The sequence below is a fragment of the Pseudoalteromonas sp. J2K-J031 genome, from assembly GCF_058197095.2.
This window is the reverse complement of the sequence record NZ_CM200279.1, coordinates 3,064,564-3,083,087: the sequence shown is the minus strand read 5'-3', so window position 1 is coordinate 3,083,087 and position 18,524 is coordinate 3,064,564. Positions and strand designations below refer to the sequence as shown.

Sequence of the window (18,524 nt, the reverse complement as noted above, 5' to 3'; positions counted from 1 at the left end):
AAGCCTTAAAGTTCAGTTTCCATTTGCTGCGCGCGGGCGATACATGCGTCCATCGCATCGGCAACTATTTGGGTTAAATTGTGTTGTTGAAAATGCGCAATCGCTTGTGCGGTTGTGCCACCTTTTGATGTTACGTTTTGACGCAGTTCACCAATTTCTATCGTTTGGCTTTCAACCATTTGCGCAGCACCACAGGCTGTTTGTTGTACGAGTAAACGAGCTTGTTCAGGGCTAAACCCTAATGCCTTCGCTTTGCTTTCTATTGCTTCCATAAACAAAAAGAAATAAGCAGGAGAAGAGCCAGTGACTGCAATGATATCGTTAATTTGTGATTCTTTTTCTAACCACATAACAATACCTGTGCTGCTGAAAATTTCTGTGATTGTGTTATTTTCAGCATCGCTTGTGCCCGCTGCAAATAAACCTGAGACACCTTTACCTAATAAAGAAGGTGTATTGGGCATACAGCGAACAAGTTTAACGTCATGTTGCAGCATTTCACGTAAACGTTTTACCGTAATGCCTGCGGCAACAGAAACAAATACTTTATTGCTGTAATCGATGCCTGAATCAACAAATGTTTGGCAAAGCTCAGCCATCATTTGAGGTTTGACTGATAGTACTACGATATCTGCTTTGGCAAGTGCTTGTAAATTATCAGTTTGTGTCTTTACTCCAAAGTCGCTAGCGACTTTATCGAGTTTGGTTTGGTTGCGATTGGTGGCAATAATTTGTGAGGCATTAAAGCCGTTTTTAATCATGCCACCAATGATGGCATAACTCATATTACCTGTACCAATAAATGCAATGTTTGTTTGAGACATAATAAACCTTAAATTAGTGTTATTGTGCTGGGTATTCACGCGCACCAAAAATATCAGTACCAATTCTAACCATGGTTGAACCTGCTGCAATCGCAGCTTCAACATCAGCGCTCATTCCCATTGATAAAGTATCCATTGAAGGATATTGGGTTTTAAGTGTATCAAAACAAGCCTTTAATTGGCTAAAGCTTGCGATAAGTTGCGCCTGGTCATCGTTTGGTGCGGGAATAGCCATTAAACCACGCAACGTGAGCTGCTTACTTTGGCTAATGAGCGTTGCAAGTGACGCAACATCTTCTAATGCACAGCCCGACTTACTGAGTTCACCTGAAATATTGACTTGAATTAACACATTTAATGGTGGCATGTGCTTAGGGCGTTGTTGATTGAGTCGCTCTGCAATTTTTGCACGCTCAATGCTTTGCACCCATGAAAAATGCTCTGCAATCGCTTTGGTTTTATTCGATTGAATTGGACCAATAAAATGCCACTCAATGTCGTTAAACGGGAGCTGTTGGATTTTATCCACTGCTTCTTGGACATAAGACTCACCAAATTTTCGGTGACCGGCATGATATGCATCTATGATTAATTGGGCTGGTTTGGTTTTACTCACCGCCAGTAAGCTCACGCTTTGGGCTGGTTTTTGGTGATTTTTTTCGGCTTGGGCAATTCTAGCGTATGCGGAATTAAGTCGTTCTGTTATTGTAACCATATAATTATCAGATAGTTGTGGAGTTTTAGTCATGGATATTACCGAATTACTCGCTTTTAGTGTGCAACATAAGGCGTCCGACTTGCATTTATCATCGGGTGTTTCGCCTATGATCCGAGTTGATGGTGATGTAAGGCGCATTAATATTCCAGTCCTTGAGGCCAAAGACGTCAATGGATTGGTCTATGACATTATGAATGATAAACAGCGTAAAGAATACGAAGAAAATCTAGAGTGTGACTTTTCATTCGAAGTGCCAAATTTAGCACGTTTTCGTGTCAATGCCTTTAACTCAAATCGTGGCCCGGCTGCGGTATTTCGTACGATTCCGAGTGATATCTTGTCGCTTGATGATTTAGGTGCACCGGATATTTTTAAAACCATTTCGGATAACCCAAGGGGATTGGTGTTGGTCACTGGGCCCACGGGGTCGGGTAAATCGACCACCCTTGCGGCCATGGTTGATTACATAAACCGTAATAAGCATCACCATATTTTAACCATTGAAGATCCTATCGAGTTCGTACACCAAAATAAGCTCTGCCTAATTAACCAACGTGAAGTACATCGTGATACTAAAAGCTTTAGTAATGCCCTTCGAAGCGCGTTACGTGAAGATCCTGACGTTATTTTGGTCGGTGAGCTACGTGACCTTGAAACCATTCGCTTAGCCATGACAGCGGCAGAAACAGGTCATTTAGTATTTGGTACTTTGCATACCACTTCAGCGCCTAAAACCATCGACCGTATTATCGACGTTTTCCCAGGTGAAGAAAAAGATATGGTGCGTTCAATGCTATCTGAGTCATTGCGAGCCGTTATTTCACAAACTTTATTGAAAAAAATTAGCGGTGGGCGAGTTGCAGCTCATGAAATCATGATTGGTGTGCCCGCAATTCGTAACTTAATTCGTGAAGATAAGATTGCACAAATGTATTCGACCATTCAAACCGGTGCGTCTCATGGGATGCAAACGATGGATCAATGTTTAATGAATTTACTTAATCGCGGCATTATCAGTCAGTCTCAAGCGCAATCTAAAGCGCACGATAAAGCGCAGTTTGGTGGCACAGGAAATTAATCATGACTAATTTAAATTTTTATTTAAGCCAAATGCTTACTCGCGGAGCATCGGACTTATTTGTCTCAACCTTTATGCCGGTCAGCGCCAAAATTAATGGTGAACTAACGCACTTAGATAATAATAAGTTATCAGAAGAGCAAGCGCTGGCGTTGGTTGAATCAGCAATGTCTGAAAAACAGAAAAAAGAGTACCACGATACCAAAGAGTGTAACTTTGCGATTGCCACAGATGAAGGGCGGTTTCGTATTTCAGCTTTTTGGCAGCGCGATAAAGCCGGTATGGTGGTGCGCCGGATTGTGAGTAAAATCCCTGATGTAAGTGAGCTTGGCCTACCGCCAATACTCACCGATGTGATTATGGCTAAGCGCGGTTTGGTATTGTTTGTGGGTGGAACGGGTACAGGTAAGTCGACCTCACTTGCGGCGTTGATAGGTTATCGTAATCGTAATCAACGAGGCCACATTTTAACGATTGAAGATCCAATTGAATTTGTTCATGAACATCAAAAAAGCATTGTGACACAGCGTGAAGTTGGCTTAGATACAGAAAGTTTCGAGTCGGCATTAAAGAGCTCATTGCGCCAAGCGCCAGATGTAATTTTAATTGGTGAGATACGCTCGCAAGAAACCATGGAATATGCGTTAAGTTTTGCTGAAACAGGCCATTTATGTGTGGCCACCTTGCATGCGAATAACGCAAATCAGGCTATAGATCGAATTATGCACTTAGTGCCAAAAGAAAAGCACGATAAATTAAAATACGATTTAGCACTCAATTTACGTGCAATCGTTGCGCAGCAATTAATACCGACTGCAGATGGTAATGGACGTGTTGCAGCCATTGAAGTACTGCTTAATTCGCCAATGATTGCAGAGTTAATCAAAAAAGGTGACATCGGGGGAATTAAAGAAACGATGTCGAAATCCCGAGAAATGGGGATGCAAACGTTTGACCAAGCCTTGTTTGAACATTATCAACGTCACCGTATAAATTACGCCGATGCATTGCATCATGCTGATTCACCGAATGATTTACGATTAATGATAAAATTACGGAATAACGAGCAGCAAGGCGCTGGATTTTTGCAAGGCGTAACAATAGATGGTTTAGGTAACGATCCTAAAAATTAGTTATTAGCGGTAATGTTAAAGGTTAGTTAATATTGCCGCAGTTTGAAATATCAGAATAGTTTTTCTGCTACTGACTTCGCTTAACTCAGGATGTATAAGCCTAACAAGCCTCTCGTTTTAATCTGCAAGCAGATTAAAACAGATGATTTTGAGGATTATTTGATGCTAGCAAAAGTAAAAATTCATACCCTAGTGATATTTCTAATCGCTTTAGGTTTTTCATTTTTTATCCAGCCTATTTATGCTAATGATAGTAAAAAAGTTGTTATATATTTACGTGATGATGTTTACGATGATTATATGACTTTTTTAGCAGGGCGAGATCCTAGTGATATTACCTCATTTGTAGGGCCTAAAATCCGCCGTGATGTAGTTGACATGATATTGGCGCAGCAAGCGCTTGCCATTGGAGGATACAACAAAAGCTTTAGTTATAAAGTAGGTAAGGTTAATTTTCGTAATACTAAATTAATAGAGCAAGGGGAGTTGTTGATAAGCTTTGATAGCTATTGGCTGACCGATGCCCAGAGTATTCAAAATGATGTCTTTATTTCTGATGCTGTGATCCGAAAAGGTGAATACTATGCTGGTATTTTTGCTAACCCTGATCATAGTGCGGTGTTTAACATTAAAAGCCTTGCCGATTTACGCACGCTAACATCGGTCTCGACACCTCGTTGGGCGACAGATTGGCATACGCTACAGAGTTTAAATTTACAAAAGTTATTCGAAGAAGAAGAATGGCTTAGCCAGTTAAGAATGGTCTATTTAAAATGGGCCGACTTTATGCTGATGCCTTTAATGCCCTCGCTCGATAACCATTACCGCCTTGGTAATATCGATTTGAAAGCAGTGCCTAATATCGCAATTGTGCTTGATGATAGCAGGCACTTTGTCGTTAGTCGCCATCATCCTGAAGGTGAGCGAGCATTTAAGGCCTTACAAATTGGCCTTAAACAATTACGACAACAGCAGCGAATTAAACGGGCGTATGTTGAAGCAGGGTTTATTCCTGATTTAACAAAAACTCATATTATAAATCAGGAGTTGGTACGCAAAACAAACTGAGGTATCAGGTAAATTAACTGCCGTATTGATTTTCAAAATAGCTTTCTAAAATAAGTAACGCAGACATGCTATCGACATTACCTTTAGTGAGCTTTTTAAAGCCACCTTTGGCAAATAACTGTGATTTAGCATCAGCGGTAGTTAAGCGCTCATCTTGCGTTTCAACAGGTAAGCCATAATTGTTGTGTAAACGATTGGCAAACTTTTTAGCTTGGAATGTCACTTCTTGGTTGGTGCCATCCATATTAAGGGGTAGGCCGACAACGAGTAAGTCAGGTTGCCACTCATTGACAATTGCCGCCACTTCGTCCCAATTTGGAATGCCATCGCGGGCATTAATGGCTTTTAATGGTGATGCTGAACCCGTAATTTCTTGGCCTACAGCGATACCAATGCTTCGAGTACCAAAATCAAATCCGAGTACGGTGCGTTCACCGATATTTTTTAATGGCCGCTTTGCCATAAGAATCCTTGTTTAAAAATAATAGAAAGTTAGGCATGGCCTACTTGGTGGCTGAGCATGCTCAAATCAATTCCGAGCATGGCGATGGCTTTTTCCCACCGAAGATGAGCGGGTGTATCAAAAATAATACTAGGGTCGGCTTCAATCGTTAGCCAGGCATTTTGTTGTAACTCTTGTTCTAATTGGCCAGCACTCCAACCTGCATAACCAAGCGTGATCAAGAACTTATCTGGTGATTCTGCTGTGGTAATACTAGCCAAAACATCTTTAGAGGTCGTGATCATTATGTGATCACTTAAAGCTGAACTGGTAGTAAAGCCATGTTTGGTGCTGTGAAGTACAAAACCACGATCGGTATCAACTGGGCCACCGGCAAAGACGAGCTGGCGGGTTGAACCACAAGTTTTATCATTTTCTAGATCAATTTTTTCAAGCAATTGGCCAACAGTAAAATCAGTTGGGTGATTAATCACTAACCCCATTGCACCGGTTTCACTGTGTTCGCAAATATAAGTAACCGATTGTTTAAAGCTAGGGTCTTGCATGGTTGGCATCGCAATTAAAAAATGATTTTCTAATGACTGCATTAAATGATTCTCCTAGCTTTTATGTGATTAACGAGCGCTTAAACGACGTTCAATCGCATCAAATAATATACCTGTGATTGAGATATCAAACGCGGCTTGAATTTCGCGTACACAGGTTGGGGCGGTCACATTGATTTCAGTCAGCTTGTCACCGATCACATCAAGCCCTACAAAAATCAGGCCTTTCTCTTTGAGTATAGGTGCAATTGCATTGGCAATTTTAAAATCGGATTCAGTTAATGGACGTGCTTCACCACGGCCTCCTGCTGCTAAATTTCCGCGCGTTTCGCCGCCTTGTGGAATGCGGGCTAAGCAGTAGGGAATGACTTCACCATCGACCACTAAAATGCGCTTATCACCTTGCACTATTTCGGGTACGTAATTTTGTACCATTGCAAAGCGAGAGCCGTGCTCTGTGAGTGTTTCGCAGATCACACCGATATTAGGATCGTCCTGTTTAACGCGAAAAATAGAGGCGCCGCCCATACCATCAAGTGGTTTGATGATGATATCGCCATGCTCTGCTAAAAAATGCCTAATTTGTTGTTGGCTGCGAGTGACTAACGTATCGGGGGTGAATTCGCTAAACCAAGCCGTAAATAATTTTTCGTTGGCATCACGTAAACTTTGCGGTTTATTAATAACCAGCGTACCAGCTTGCTCGGCACGTTCTAGAATATAAGTGGCATAAATGTATTCAGTATCAAAAGGCGGATCTTTGCGCATTAAAATAACATCAAGATCAGCGAGTGCAATGGTCTGTTTCTCTTCAAGTTCATACCAGTGTTTTGCATCATTAAATACTTTGGCTTTTGCGCTGGTGGCAAAGGCTTGGCCTTGGCGCAAAAAAAGATCATCCATTTCCATGTAATGTAATTCGTAGCCGCGCTTTTGCGCTTCTTCCATCATGGCAAAGCCGGTGTCTTTTTTGATGTTAAAACCTGAAATAGGGTCTGAAATAATGCCGAGCTTAATAGTCATAGAATGTCTCTGTTGATTAAGTATTTTTTATATGGGGGTGATTTAACAAAAAGCAAACCACCTCGCGAGTCGCTAAACTTAAGCTAAGTCACCAAACTCAAGTTGCAATGCACTTAAGACCGTCAAAGCGGCTGTTTCAGTTCGTAAAATTCTAGGCCCTAAGCGAATATCAATAAAGCCACTGTTTTTAGTCATTAGCATTTCAGCATCGGTAAAGCCGCCTTCAGGGCCGACAATAAAGCGTAATCCTTGGGTTGGTTTTGTAATGGTTTTAATGCTGTGCTCAGCCCTTGGGTGCAAGGTGAGTTTTAACTCATCACTTTGTTGGCTAAGCCATTGCTCAAGTTTAATGGGGGAGTGAATGACAGTGACGAAGTTGCGACCTGATTGCTCTGCTGCTGCAATCGCAATCTTTTGCCACTGCTGGTGTTTTTTCTCTAAGCGGTCGCCTGATAACTTCACGCCACAGCGCTCAGTAAACAGAGGGGTAATTTCTGTTACGCCCAGTTCGACTGATTTTTGAATGGTAAAGTCCATTTTATCACCACGAGAAATCCCTTGGCCCAAATGTATTTTTAACGGTGATTCAACGTCATGATCTTCAAATGCATCGATTAAAACACTCACACCTTTTTTGGAAACTTCAGAAATAGCACCTGAAAATTGGCCGCCTTGGCCGTTAAATAAACAGACTTTATCGTCAACTGACATGCGCAATACACGACCAATATGATTTGCTGCATCATCGTCTAGTGAAAGGTGCTGACCAATTTCAATGGAGCCAGAATGATAGATATGAGGAATACGCATGGAAAACCTTGTTTGAATTGTTGTAAGCCGGCAATTCACTGTTTTTATTTGATTGTTATATGGTATGAAAGGGGGCGGCGCTTGGCAATAAAAAGGCTAGTTTGGTGCAATTTATTTTGATTGTTTGCTTTGAATCGTAAAAGCTATGTTAGTTTTAATTCAGTTACGTTATAGGAAGCTTAGGAGCTTGCATGAGTCTGATTTTACAAGTTGAAGAGTTAAAGCGCTCATTTGGTAAAGTGAATGCGGTTGATGGGGTTAGTTTTGATGTTAAAAAAGGAACCTGTTTTGGCTTGCTCGGCCCAAATGGAGCGGGTAAAACCACCACGATTGAAATGCTCGAAGGCATAGTAAAACCATCATCGGGAAGCATTTTATATCAAGGAAAACCGCTTAAAGAGTCTATTTATCAGGAATTAGGGATCCAATTTCAGCATACAGCGATTCAAGATTACCTAACAGTAAAAGAAACGCTGGTGATGTTTGGTGCATTTTATCATCATACCATTGCGTTAGATGAGCTGGTTGAACTTTGCCAACTAGGGGACTTTTTACAGCAAGATCACCGTAAGTTATCAGGGGGGCAAAAACAGCGTTTGTTGCTCGCGCTTGCGTTGATAAATGATCCTAAACTGATCTTTTTAGACGAACCAACCACTGGACTCGACCCGCATAGCCGCCGATTATTTTGGCAGTTAGTGAATAAAATTAAAGCCAATGGCAAAACCATTATTTTAACCACACATTATATGGATGAAGCTGAATATTTGTGTGATGAAATTGCCATTATGGATAAGGGTAAAATTATCGCCCTTGATACGCCTGATAATTTATTAAAACAACACTTTAAAGGTGCGCTTATTAAGCTCAGTGGTAGCGCATTTAATCATGATGCAAACATGCCGTTTGATTACCAAGTCGTTGCGGGTAAAATTTTAATTCAAAGTGAGGATATTCAAGCAACTTTGCTTGAACTGATTAAACACGAAATTCCCCTTGATGGTTTGCAAGTTAAATCGGCAACCTTAGACGATTTGTTTTTGAAATTGACCGGTCATGGTCTGAATACAAAAGAAGAGCCAGCCCATGTTTAAACGATTTTTAGCTGTTTTTAAAGCCCGTAATTATGAATTTTTTCGTGATCGTTCCGCATTAGGCTGGAACATTATGTTTCCTATTTTATTGCTAGTCGGGTTTGCCTTTATTTTTTCAGGCGAAGGTAAGTCACTGTATAAAATTGGTATTTTAGGTGAAAAACCAGCCAATACGTTTACTCAATTGCAGCATGTTGAATTTGTTGATTATCAACAAGTCGATGTAGCAGAGCAAAAGTTACGTCAACATAAACTCGATTTATTAGTCGATTTTAAGGCTGCACGTTATTGGGTTAATGAATCGTCAGCCAATGGCTATGTCGCCGAAAAATTACTATTGGCAAGTGAAGCTGGACTCGTTAAGCAGGTGATCAGCGGTAAGGAAATCCGTTATCTTGATTGGGTAGTACCTGGGATTTTGGGTATGAACATGATGTTTTCATGTTTGTTTGGTATAGGTTATGTCATTGTCAGATATCGTAAAAACTCAGTTTTAAAACGTTTGCATGCAACGCCATTAAAGCCAATTGAGTTTTTGACTGCCCAAGTTTGCTCGCGCTTATTTATAGTACTTTTACTCAGTGGTGTTATTTTTATTGGCTGTAACATCATGTTTGATTTTTATATGATTGGCAGTTACATCGATTTATTTGTGATCACCTTGCTCGGTGCATTTTCTTTAATCGCTTTAGGCTTACTTGTGGCTTCGCGTTCTGAGTCTGAGGAGTTTACCGGCGGTATGCTTAATTTAACCTCGTGGCCAATGATGATGTTATCAGGCGTGTGGTTCTCACTTGAAGGAAGCCCTGCGTTTATTCAACACATTGCACAGGTTTTTCCGTTAACGCACTTACTTGAAGGGGCAAGGAAAATTATGCTTGAAGGCGCATCGCTTTGGCAAATCAAACAGCAAGTTATGGCGCTGCTTGTGATGAGCCTTGTGTTTTTAGTCCTTGGAGCGTGGTTGTTCCGCTGGCAAGGTCAAGCTCGTTAAAATACTTAACCTCAGTGCTGCACGAGATAGATTTATTATCTAGTATTGAGGTTATTTAGCTGTATCGTTTTGTTTTGAGCTCGGTCGGTACTAAGTAAGTACTATGGAGCGTGAAAGATCTGCTCTAATTCTGCCAGAGGATTCACTAAGGTGGTTTGTTTGGCTTGACCACCTAACAATACACTTTGAAATATACAAGTGCGCTCATCAGCTGACACAAGATAAACCTCTGTATGAAACGATTGAATCTGTTGCTGTAAGCTGGGGCTAAGTGCGTTGTAAAAATGAGCGAACACATACACCCTGCTAATGTTGTGATAACTATCAAGATAATTTTTTAACTCTTCTATTGAAAGCTCGTTGGTAAAATCACAGTAGCTGTAATCTTCGACTAAGTGGTCGTACATCATTTTAAGCAAATGTCGTGTATGGTTACCTGCGGCTACAAGCTTTTGATCTTTTTGACTTAAACTCATCGCAAAGCGACGGGTAATTGTTGGGATGTAATCAATAATTAAAAATGTTTGTCCATGAATTTGCATGATACCTTCCATAGTATTGGTGCTTAGGGCGGCCAATCTATAATGCTTGTACCATTTTGACATTAACTTAAGTTAATTTGGATAAAAAAAATGGATCAATATCAAGACTTGCTTTCTCTGGTTGCGCAACAATACCAATTAACCGCGCAGCGTTTTTGCTCGGGTGAGTCGCTATTTTTGCAAGGAAGTTTAGAGCCTAGATTATTTTGGATAAAAAAAGGCTTAGTTAAGCTCGTTTTTATTCAGCCAGACGGCAAAGAGTTTATTAAATCTTTTTTAGCTGAAAATGAACTCGCAGGCAGCTTGCTTAGTGTGGTATTTGGCGAGCCATCACCTTACTCCTGTTATTGTCTCGAAGAATGCGAAATAATCGCAATTCCCTATAAAAACTTGAAAGAAGTTGCAATGCATACGCCGCAGTTAAGGGATGTTGAATTGCACTTTATGCATCAATTAACTGCACGAAAAGAAGACCGAGAATATCAGTTTTTATGTTTAACCCCAGAGCAACGTTATGGCCGTTTTCTTGAGCAATACCCAGAGATTATGCGGCGAATTAGCCAAGCTGAATTAGCACGTTTTTTGGGGATCACTCCTGTAGCTCTTAGCCGAATTAAGTCTCGATACATGGCGCAATTAAGTTAAATATTACAATATATTATGCCGATTTATTCGGTGTGTACTAAGCTCAACAATACGTGTTTTTTATTACTGTCAAGGAAACGTAATGACACCGCAGCAAGTTGAACTAGTACAAACATCGTGGGAAAAGGTCGTGCCGATTGCCAAAGATGCTGCCGATTTATTTTATGGTAAATTATTTGAGCTTAATCCCGCATTGCGGTCTCTGTTTCGTGGTGATGTTGAAGAGCAGGGTAAAAAACTAATGCAAATACTGACCACGGTTGTTCGGGGGCTTAAGCAATTTGATAAGCTGGAAATGGCTGTATGGCAATTGGGTCGTCGTCATGTTGCATATCAAATATCCATTCAAGATTTTAATACTGTAGCTGAAGCTTTATTGTGGACATTGCAGCAGGGGTTACAGCAGGCGTTTACAGCTGATGTAAAGCAAGCTTGGGTTGAGGCATACACCATTGTTGCCGGTGTGATGCAAGCAGGCATGAAATATGATTATGCCAACTTTGATAAATGGAAAGCAGCCCAAGCGTAGGCTGCTTTTAGTTTGTTTTTTTATTAGCGGTTAAAAAGGGCTATTAATATTAAGCCTACAGCTAAATAAATAGCCAGCTCAACGCAGGCAATGCCTATGTTATCTTGTTGTTCGATTTCGCTTTCAGTATCAATTTTTGGTAGTGCGATACGCGTAAATAAAGCACTAATGATTTGTTGCAATAGCACTAAAATACCGCAGTAACTGAGTACAACTAAAATATTATCAATAAAAACGCCAGCATAAAAAGGTGCATACGATAATCCGGCATAAATCGCCATGCACAGTGCGAGCGTTTGGCTGCTAAAGCGAAGGCCAAGTGCGGTATTATCTAAACTTAAATGGGTTTGTAAGGCACTACCTTGATTACTTCTAGCAAAAAGCCACTCTTGCCATGCGCGGTGAGCGATTAAAAAATACTGTAACAAAATAAAACAGCTAGCAATGATTAATAGCCCGTCAATACTTTGGGTATGCGACCATTTATACAAACCTAAAATAATCAGCGCATTACCTAAAAAAGCCCCTGATTCAATTAACGCTGCAGAAACATTACGCTTGGCAATTTCTTGCTCTTCATTAAAGCGACTGAGCACCCATTTATTATGGATTTGTTTGCCAATGTAACTAAACGTAATGGCGACACTAATTAAAATAAAGCCATAGAGTAAGTCAGCTTGAATATCAGTGAAACTCAGGTGTCTAAATAGGTAACCAATAATTAGAAGCACGGTAAAAAGGTGGGCTGCATAGCTTATCCCTGCGGCAAAATTGTCTTTTTTAGCGAGTTCATCGGCAAGTCCTTTTTTATTTTTACGCTGTGTTTGAAAACGCACAATCAAAATAACAAAAAAAGCGAATACAAAGGTACTCAGTAGTGCAATAAAAGCTTGTTGTAGTAGGGGCAGATAGGCCATAGTATTTCTTGTATTATTAGAGTCTTTTTAAGTATATCGAACTTAATTTAAAGATTGTATTCAAGATTTTGGATTTGGGGTGTAATGGATAAAATGCAGATAGTTGAACCTTTGTTAAGTTTGGGGCAAAAGCGCTTTGTTGAGTTGTTTTTAGAACGAGAACCAAATAGTAATATCGTGCAATTATTAGCGCTGAGTGATTTCGCTTATCAAGTCTTAGCGTCTGAGCCAAGTTTAATTGACTGGTTACTTGATGAGCATGAATGTCACAGTCGAGCAATTGCTTCAGCTTTACCTGAGGATTTAGCGTCGTTAGATGAAAAGCATTGTTTTCAATTATTGCGCCGTTATCGCCATCGTTATTGGTTAAAAGTTGCGTATTTAGATTTAGTACTTAAAAATTCGATTGCTGATAGCATCGCTTACATTTCAAAATTATCAGATCAGCTTATTGATGACGCTTATCGTTACGCCTATCAGCAAGTTGCTTTAACGGCAGGCACACCGATTGATAAAAAAGGCGCACCAATGCCGATGTTGATTTTAGGTATGGGTAAGTTAGGTGGCTTTGAGCTTAATTATTCTTCAGACATTGATTTAATTTTTAGTTATCCCTACCAGTGTGATACTCAAGGTGGTCGTCGCGCCATTGAAGGGCAGGTCTTTTTTACTAAAGTGGCGCAAAAAGTAATTGCCGCATTAAATCAGGTTACCCCTGATGGCCAGGTTTTTCGGGTGGATATGCGTTTACGACCGTTTGGCGAAAGTGGCCCTTTGGTAATGAGTTTTACCGCTGTAGAAGAATACTATCAAGAGCAAGGCCGTGATTGGGAGCGATATGCGATGCTCAAAGCCCGGCTGATTGGGCAAAAAAATCATTATTGGACTGAATTTTACGCCTTACTGAAGCCTTTTGTATATCGTCGGTACATTGATTTTTCGGTGATTGAATCACTGCGAAAAATGAAAGCGATGATTGCTCAAGAAGTGAGGCGCAAAGGGTTAAAGGGAAATATTAAATTAGGCTCTGGAGGTATTCGAGAAGTTGAGTTTGTGGTGCAAGCGTTTCAGATGATCCGCGGTGGGCGCGAGGCGGCGCTGCAAACTCAATCGTTATTATTGGCTTTACAAGAGCTAGTGTCACTCGAGGCGATTGCGATAGCAGAAGCTACGCGATTAAAAGAGGCTTATTTATTTTTACGAAAAATAGAACAGTACTTACAAATTTTTAATAATGAGCAAACCCAGACTTTGCCTTTAGACACTCTCAACCAAGCACGATTGTGCCACTTGTTAGCAGTATCGTCTTATGAAGATGTCCTTGCACTCATAGAAAAGCAAATGCAGCATGTTCATGCTGAGTTTAGTGTGATGGTCGGGGTGGAAAAAGAGCAAAACAACGATGAACGCGGGCAATTTGACACGCTGTGGACAGATCGTGATTTTAGCCAGCTTGATCAGGGTTGGGAGGCTGATAACGAGCAAGCATGGCAAGAAGCCTTAACAGAGTTTAAGTTACTGATGGCTAAAAAGCGCATAGGTAGCCGAGGCCGAGACATTTTAGATAAATTAATGCCATTGTTATTACGCCAGTTGGTACAAACCACAGCTGACGTCAATGTATTGAAAATGACATTAGCTGTTATAGACCAAGTTGCATCTCGTACCGCATACCTTGAGCTGCTTTACGAAAACTTGGGGGCACTCAAACAGCTGATTAATTTATGCAGTCACAGCCGCTGGATTGGAGAGCACCTAGCTCGTTACCCTATTTTATTAGATGAGCTTATTGATCCTGCTATTTTATATCGTCCACTGGCGCTTAATGCTTATGGCAGTGAAATTCGTCAATATTTTTTACGAATAGATCCACAAGATTTAGAATTACAGATGGAGGCGCTACGTCAATTTAAGCAAACGCATCAACTGCGAATTGCTGCTGCTGATGCAACTCATGTGATTGATATTATGAAAGTAAGCGATCATCTCACTGCCTTGGCTGAGTCGATTGTAGAGCAAAGCGTTGAAATTGCATGGCAGCAAATGGTTAGCCGATTTGGCTACCCGCAAGGTGCGGATGAGCATAACAAAGGTTTTGCAGTAATCGCCTATGGCAAGGCTGGCGGTTTGGAGCTTGGTTATGATTCAGACTTAGATTTAGTATTTGTTCACAATAGTGACGCGACATCGCTAACCAATGGCGACAAACAAATTGATTCTCGTCAGTTTTACTTAAAGCTTGCTCAGCGTTTAATGCATTTATTTAATACGCGTACTAGCTCAGGTATCTTATACGAACTTGACCCACGCCTTCGCCCCGAAGGTGCATCTGGGCTTTTAGCAATTAATATTGAGACCTTCGGTTTATATCAAAATGAACAAGCATGGACGTGGGAACATCAAGCATTAGTGCGTACACGTATGATTTATGGTCAGAAATCTTTAATGCAGCGCTTTAGTGGCATACGTCATCAGGTCTTGGCATTGCCGCGTGAAAAAGAGGCACTGAGAGTACAAGTCCGTGAAATGCGTGAAAAGATGCGAGAGCATTTGGCTAAAGGCGATGGTTCACATTTTGATTTAAAACAAGATGTTGGCGGAATGGCTGATATTGAATTTTTAGCGCAATATTTGGTCTTAGCCTATGCAGCAGAATGTAATGATATGACAATTTGGTCTGATAACATTCGAATTTTTACAACCGCAAGTGAATTGGGAATTATCAGTGAGAGCGAAGCGCAGCAGCTGATTTATGCCTACTGTTTTTATCGTGAACACTACCATATTCTGAGCTTACGTCAGCAAGATAAACTCGTTTTAACCAGTGAAGTTGACATGCTAAAGCAGCAAGTAATAGCGATTTGGCAAAAATATTTAGTTGAGTAACTTAAAGTGTGGGCAACTTATCTATCTCCATTGGAGATAGATAAATTCAAGATTTACTGTTAATTCAATGCGTTGTTAAATCTGTTATTCAGAAGTGAGGTTAAATATTAACGAGCTTTGCCTTGTACGCAATTCTCTCTAAGATAGGGAGTTGATTTTTCAGTGATAACGGCGGTGCGTTGTTTGTGGCAGAAAAAGGTTTTTACTTCAAACTCAAAGTCGCTATCAATGGCTCTGCCAAGCTGATAAAGCGTGGCAACAAAAGAGTCATCAACCTTAAAGTTATGCTTTACCACGTAATCTTTTTGTAAATACCATAAAAACTCAATGCCTTCTTCATCAGCATATTGTTTCATTACAGACCTTAAGGTGTCGCCTTTGCTAAAGTTACGGCTTTTGATGCTGCCACGCCATTTGGTTGTTGAAGGTTTGGTTGTTTTTTCAAGGCTTTGTAATTGACTCGTAATGTCATTTTCAGGAAGCTGAAGGTCGATAACAAACTCACCTTGCTCACTGTTACGATCAGCAGATAAACGAGTATTGGCATAAAATTGGGAAAGTCCGTCGGCCGCAGCATTGCTTTTTTCGGACTTAGAATAGATAGGGCCATCAGCGAGTAAAAAATACGCGGCGGCAATAATTAAAATAAAAGCTAATGATAGGTGTTTGATCCAAAACCACATAATGGCACTCTTTAAACATCGACAAGTTATCTTAAACCGTTTTTATCTCTTTATCTACTCTCAATGGATTAGTAAAAGACTAAGGTTAAAAGCTGAGCGACAAAGTGTCTCTCTCAGCTTAATGTCTGATTAGCCAATCGTCAGATCAGTAATAGGATGGGCTATTTTCATCAGGACGTGTTTTAAAGCGGCGATGCAACCACATATATTGAGAAGGTGCATTGAGTACTGCACGTTCAATCCCTTGATTAACTAAAGTGACATCCGCAAGGTCGTTGCCAGATGGGAAATCTTCAGGCATTGGGGTGATAGCAAGATGGTATTGCCCATCATCATCTCGGTGGCTCATAAAACAAACCGTTTTACAGTGTTTGCTTGATGCGAATAAGGTGGTACCTGTGGTGGTTGCAGTGTCTTTTACTGCAAAAAATGGTGCAAATTCAGCGCGTTTTCGACCGTAGTCTTGATCGGGAAGGTAGTAGCATAGCTTGCCATTTTTGAGCGTAGCCAATAAGCCTTTAATATCTCGTTTGCCAATTAAATATTCGTTTGAACGTAATCGACCACGGGTCATTAAAAATTCCATTAAGGCATTATTATGTGGGCGATAAAAGCCTACGCCTTCTTGAGATAATCCCATTACACGCCCAGCCATTTCAAGGTGTAACATATGAGGGACTAACATCAGTACGCCATAGCCTTGAGCTTGAATAGCTTCAATGTGTTCGTATCCGGTAATAGAACCAAAATGTTTTTCAACTCGCCATTTGGGCCACCACCAAGCCATGCCAGATTCGAAAATGGCAATTCCAGTTTGTAGCATATTTTGATAAACCAGTTTGGCTTGTTCGGCTTCACTCATTTGAGGGAAGCACAGTTTAATATTCACTTGTGCAATGTGTTTGCGCTTTTTGGCAAAGCGGTGAACTAAATAACCTAGCCCTTTGCCCATCTGAATTTGTAAAAAAAATGGTAGCCACGAAATGAGATATAAAAAAAGTACGCCAAGCCATGTAAGCCAAAAACGAGGACCAATAAATGCGAGTTTAAATTTAGGTTTTGTTACCACGTTGGGCACTCTTACTGATTAAACGGGGTGGCTATTCTAGCTAACTTTTAGCAGAAAACAAAAAAAGCCAAGCTAGGCTTGGCTTTTTTTGAGTTAGGTTTAATTTAAGCCGCTGTTTATTGCTAAAACATCTTGATCTGAAAGGGTCCCTGCAGCTTGTTTTAAGCTTAAGGTTGAGATCACGTAGCGGTAACGAACTGCTGATAAATTACGTTTTGCATCAAATAAGTTACGGGTGCTAAGTAACACATCAACAATGGTGCGAGTACCGACTTCAAAGCCCGCTTCTGTTGCTTGCAGAGCGCTTTCTGCAGACACTACTGCTTGCTCTAATGCTGTAAATGTTGCGATATCAGATACCACTTGGTTGTAAGAAGTACGAACTTGCTTACTTACCGAACGGTGTGATGCTTCTAAATCTTCAGCGCTGGCAACATAGAAGGCGCGAGCTTGATTAACCGCAGCTTGAGTTGCGCCACCTGAATAAAGTGGAAGTGCAAAGTTAAGCCCAATAGATGTTTGGTCGCCTCTTGGTTTGCCGTTTATGTTCATTGAGTTTGCGCCAAGTTGAGTGGTGCTATCCACTAAAGAGTCACCATAACTGGCGTTTAAAGTAAGTGTTGGATAATGGCCTGCTTTGGCTTGTTCAATTTGCTCATTGGCAATATCTAGAGTTACTTTTGCCACTTGCAATTGAATGTTTTTATCTTCAGCAGTTTTGATAAACTCGCTTGAAGTTAAATTTGGTTGCACGGTTGAAAACTTAGTAGTGTTTAATACATTTAATTTTTCGTGATATTTACCGGTAATTTCGCGTAAGTTTTCACGGTTGGTTTCAACATTGTTAATCGTTACGATTTCACGTGCTACGGCGTTATCAAACTGGGCTTGTGCTTCATGAACATCGGTACGGGCAGTTAAACCTACCGCATAACGTTGTTTTGTTTGTTCTAATTGGCGTTCAATGGCGCGTTTTTCAGCTTGAACAAACTCAAGGTCATCAAGTGACTTTAAGACGTCAAAATAGGCATTTGTAACACGAACAATCAGTTGCTGCTGAGCAAAATCATAAGTGGCTTTTGCTTGTAGAGATTGCTTTTCTGCAATATTTAAGCTGTTCCATGATGATAAGTTAAACAAGGATTGTTGTAGTGAAATACCGCGGCTAAACGTATCGCTTTCTTGATTTAGTTTGTAAAAAGCCAGAGTGTCTTCGTTTTGAGGGTATGAATTGCTGTCTGATTTGTTATAACCCATGGTCAAATTGAGTTGTGGTAATAAACTACTCATTGCACGGTCAATATTAAAGCTTTGGGCATCTTTGTTCGCTTTAGCTTTTAATACTACAGGATCATTGGCTAACGCGATTTGGTAAACTTGCATCAGGTCTTCTGCAAAACTTGATGTTGTAGCAAACGTTGCGCTTAAACCGATTAGCGCACTGAGTAATTTAATTTTCATAGGGGCTTGCGTCCTTCGACTATTATTCTCTAATTACTTTGA

19 protein-coding genes are annotated in these 18,524 nt (G+C 40.5%); 8 read left to right on the top strand and 11 right to left on the bottom strand.

Translation table 11 applies throughout. The features are described 5' to 3' along the window. Nucleotides 1–5 precede the first annotated feature (5 nt). Nucleotides 6–824, bottom strand: a complete 819-nt coding sequence (gene proC / locus AC3KZC_RS13905) for a pyrroline-5-carboxylate reductase (RefSeq protein WP_490577027.1) — start codon at nt 822–824, stop codon at nt 6–8. Nucleotides 825–843: 19 nt separating this feature from the next. Beyond that, nucleotides 844–1,572 (bottom strand): YggS family pyridoxal phosphate-dependent enzyme, encoded by a 729-nt coding sequence (locus AC3KZC_RS13900; RefSeq protein WP_490577028.1) that lies wholly within the window; start codon nt 1,570–1,572, stop codon nt 844–846. On the opposite strand from AC3KZC_RS13900, the gene AC3KZC_RS13895 reads away from it, so the two are divergent. From AC3KZC_RS13895 to AC3KZC_RS13885, 3 genes are all read left to right on the top strand, one after another. After that, nucleotides 1,571–2,620, top strand: a complete 1,050-nt coding sequence (locus AC3KZC_RS13895; protein ID WP_490577029.1) for a type IV pilus twitching motility protein PilT — start codon at nt 1,571–1,573, stop codon at nt 2,618–2,620. The two genes, AC3KZC_RS13900 and AC3KZC_RS13895, sit on opposite strands and share 2 nt — an antisense overlap. Nucleotides 2,621–2,622: 2 nt before the next feature. Further along, on the top strand, nt 2,623–3,753 hold the full coding sequence (locus tag AC3KZC_RS13890; protein WP_490577030.1) for a PilT/PilU family type 4a pilus ATPase: 1,131 nt from the start codon (nt 2,623–2,625) through the stop codon (nt 3,751–3,753). A gap of 162 nt (nt 3,754–3,915) precedes the next feature. Further along, complete coding sequence (locus AC3KZC_RS13885; protein WP_490577031.1) at nt 3,916–4,821, top strand: hypothetical protein; 906 nt, start codon at nt 3,916–3,918, stop codon at nt 4,819–4,821. A gap of 13 nt (nt 4,822–4,834) precedes the next feature. Here the strand turns inward: AC3KZC_RS13885 and ruvX are convergent, their stop codons facing one another. From ruvX to rsmE, 4 genes are all read right to left on the bottom strand, one after another. Continuing rightward, nucleotides 4,835–5,284, bottom strand: coding sequence for a Holliday junction resolvase RuvX (ruvX, locus tag AC3KZC_RS13880; RefSeq protein WP_490577032.1), 450 nt, complete (start codon nt 5,282–5,284; stop codon nt 4,835–4,837). A gap of 29 nt (nt 5,285–5,313) precedes the next feature. Further along, complete coding sequence (locus AC3KZC_RS13875; RefSeq protein WP_490577033.1) at nt 5,314–5,871, bottom strand: YqgE/AlgH family protein; 558 nt, start codon at nt 5,869–5,871, stop codon at nt 5,314–5,316. A gap of 27 nt (nt 5,872–5,898) precedes the next feature. Further along, on the bottom strand, nt 5,899–6,852 hold the full coding sequence (gshB, locus tag AC3KZC_RS13870; RefSeq protein WP_490577034.1) for a glutathione synthase: 954 nt from the start codon (nt 6,850–6,852) through the stop codon (nt 5,899–5,901). Nucleotides 6,853–6,930: 78 nt separating this feature from the next. Beyond that, nucleotides 6,931–7,662: a 16S rRNA (uracil(1498)-N(3))-methyltransferase gene (gene rsmE / locus AC3KZC_RS13865; protein ID WP_490577035.1), complete on the bottom strand. Its 732-nt coding sequence runs from the start codon at nt 7,660–7,662 to the stop codon at nt 6,931–6,933. 191 nt (nt 7,663–7,853) lie between these two features. Between rsmE and AC3KZC_RS13860 the strand changes: the two genes are divergently transcribed. Further along, nucleotides 7,854–8,756 carry an ABC transporter ATP-binding protein gene (locus AC3KZC_RS13860; RefSeq protein WP_490577036.1) on the top strand — a complete coding sequence of 301 codons (903 nt, stop codon included), beginning with the start codon at nt 7,854–7,856 and terminating at the stop codon, nt 8,754–8,756. After that, nucleotides 8,749–9,750: an ABC transporter permease gene (locus AC3KZC_RS13855; protein WP_490577037.1), complete on the top strand. Its 1,002-nt coding sequence runs from the start codon at nt 8,749–8,751 to the stop codon at nt 9,748–9,750. The genes AC3KZC_RS13860 and AC3KZC_RS13855 overlap by 8 nt, the downstream gene beginning before the upstream one ends. A gap of 101 nt (nt 9,751–9,851) precedes the next feature. Here AC3KZC_RS13855 and AC3KZC_RS13850 read toward each other — a convergent pair whose 3' ends face one another. Further along, the gene (locus tag AC3KZC_RS13850; RefSeq protein ID WP_490577038.1) at nt 9,852–10,292 is read right to left on the bottom strand and encodes a hypothetical protein; all 441 of its coding nucleotides are present in this window, start codon (nt 10,290–10,292) and stop codon (nt 9,852–9,854) included. Nucleotides 10,293–10,382: 90 nt separating this feature from the next. Here AC3KZC_RS13850 and AC3KZC_RS13845 point away from each other — a divergent pair, with 90 nt between their 5' ends. Then, nucleotides 10,383–10,937, top strand: a complete 555-nt coding sequence (locus tag AC3KZC_RS13845; RefSeq protein WP_490577039.1) for a Crp/Fnr family transcriptional regulator — start codon at nt 10,383–10,385, stop codon at nt 10,935–10,937. Between the two features lie 82 nt (nt 10,938–11,019). After that, nucleotides 11,020–11,466, top strand: a complete 447-nt coding sequence (locus AC3KZC_RS13840) for a globin family protein (RefSeq protein ID WP_490577040.1) — start codon at nt 11,020–11,022, stop codon at nt 11,464–11,466. A gap of 23 nt (nt 11,467–11,489) precedes the next feature. On the opposite strand, the gene AC3KZC_RS13835 is transcribed toward AC3KZC_RS13840, so the two are convergent. After that, a complete protein-coding gene (locus AC3KZC_RS13835; RefSeq protein WP_490577041.1) occupies nt 11,490–12,383 on the bottom strand; it encodes a DUF350 domain-containing protein in 894 nt (297 codons plus the stop codon). 84 nt (nt 12,384–12,467) lie between these two features. Between AC3KZC_RS13835 and glnE the strand changes: the two genes are divergently transcribed. Then, a complete protein-coding gene (gene glnE / locus AC3KZC_RS13830) occupies nt 12,468–15,269 on the top strand; it encodes a bifunctional [glutamate--ammonia ligase]-adenylyl-L-tyrosine phosphorylase/[glutamate--ammonia-ligase] adenylyltransferase (RefSeq protein WP_490577042.1) in 2,802 nt (933 codons plus the stop codon). 107 nt (nt 15,270–15,376) lie between these two features. Here the strand turns inward: glnE and AC3KZC_RS13825 are convergent, their stop codons facing one another. The 3 genes from AC3KZC_RS13825 to tolC all read right to left on the bottom strand — a co-directional run bounded on the left by AC3KZC_RS13825 (nt 15,377) and on the right by tolC (nt 18,482). Further along, nucleotides 15,377–15,952 carry a TcpQ domain-containing protein gene (locus AC3KZC_RS13825; protein WP_490577043.1) on the bottom strand — a complete coding sequence of 192 codons (576 nt, stop codon included), beginning with the start codon at nt 15,950–15,952 and terminating at the stop codon, nt 15,377–15,379. Nucleotides 15,953–16,097: 145 nt separating this feature from the next. After that, nucleotides 16,098–17,021: an LpxL/LpxP family Kdo(2)-lipid IV(A) lauroyl/palmitoleoyl acyltransferase gene (lpxL, locus tag AC3KZC_RS13820; RefSeq protein WP_490577044.1), complete on the bottom strand. Its 924-nt coding sequence runs from the start codon at nt 17,019–17,021 to the stop codon at nt 16,098–16,100. Between the two features lie 99 nt (nt 17,022–17,120). Continuing rightward, nucleotides 17,121–18,482 (bottom strand): outer membrane channel protein TolC, encoded by a 1,362-nt coding sequence (gene tolC, locus AC3KZC_RS13815; RefSeq protein WP_490577045.1) that lies wholly within the window; start codon nt 18,480–18,482, stop codon nt 17,121–17,123. Between the last annotated feature and the right edge of the window lie 42 nt (nt 18,483–18,524).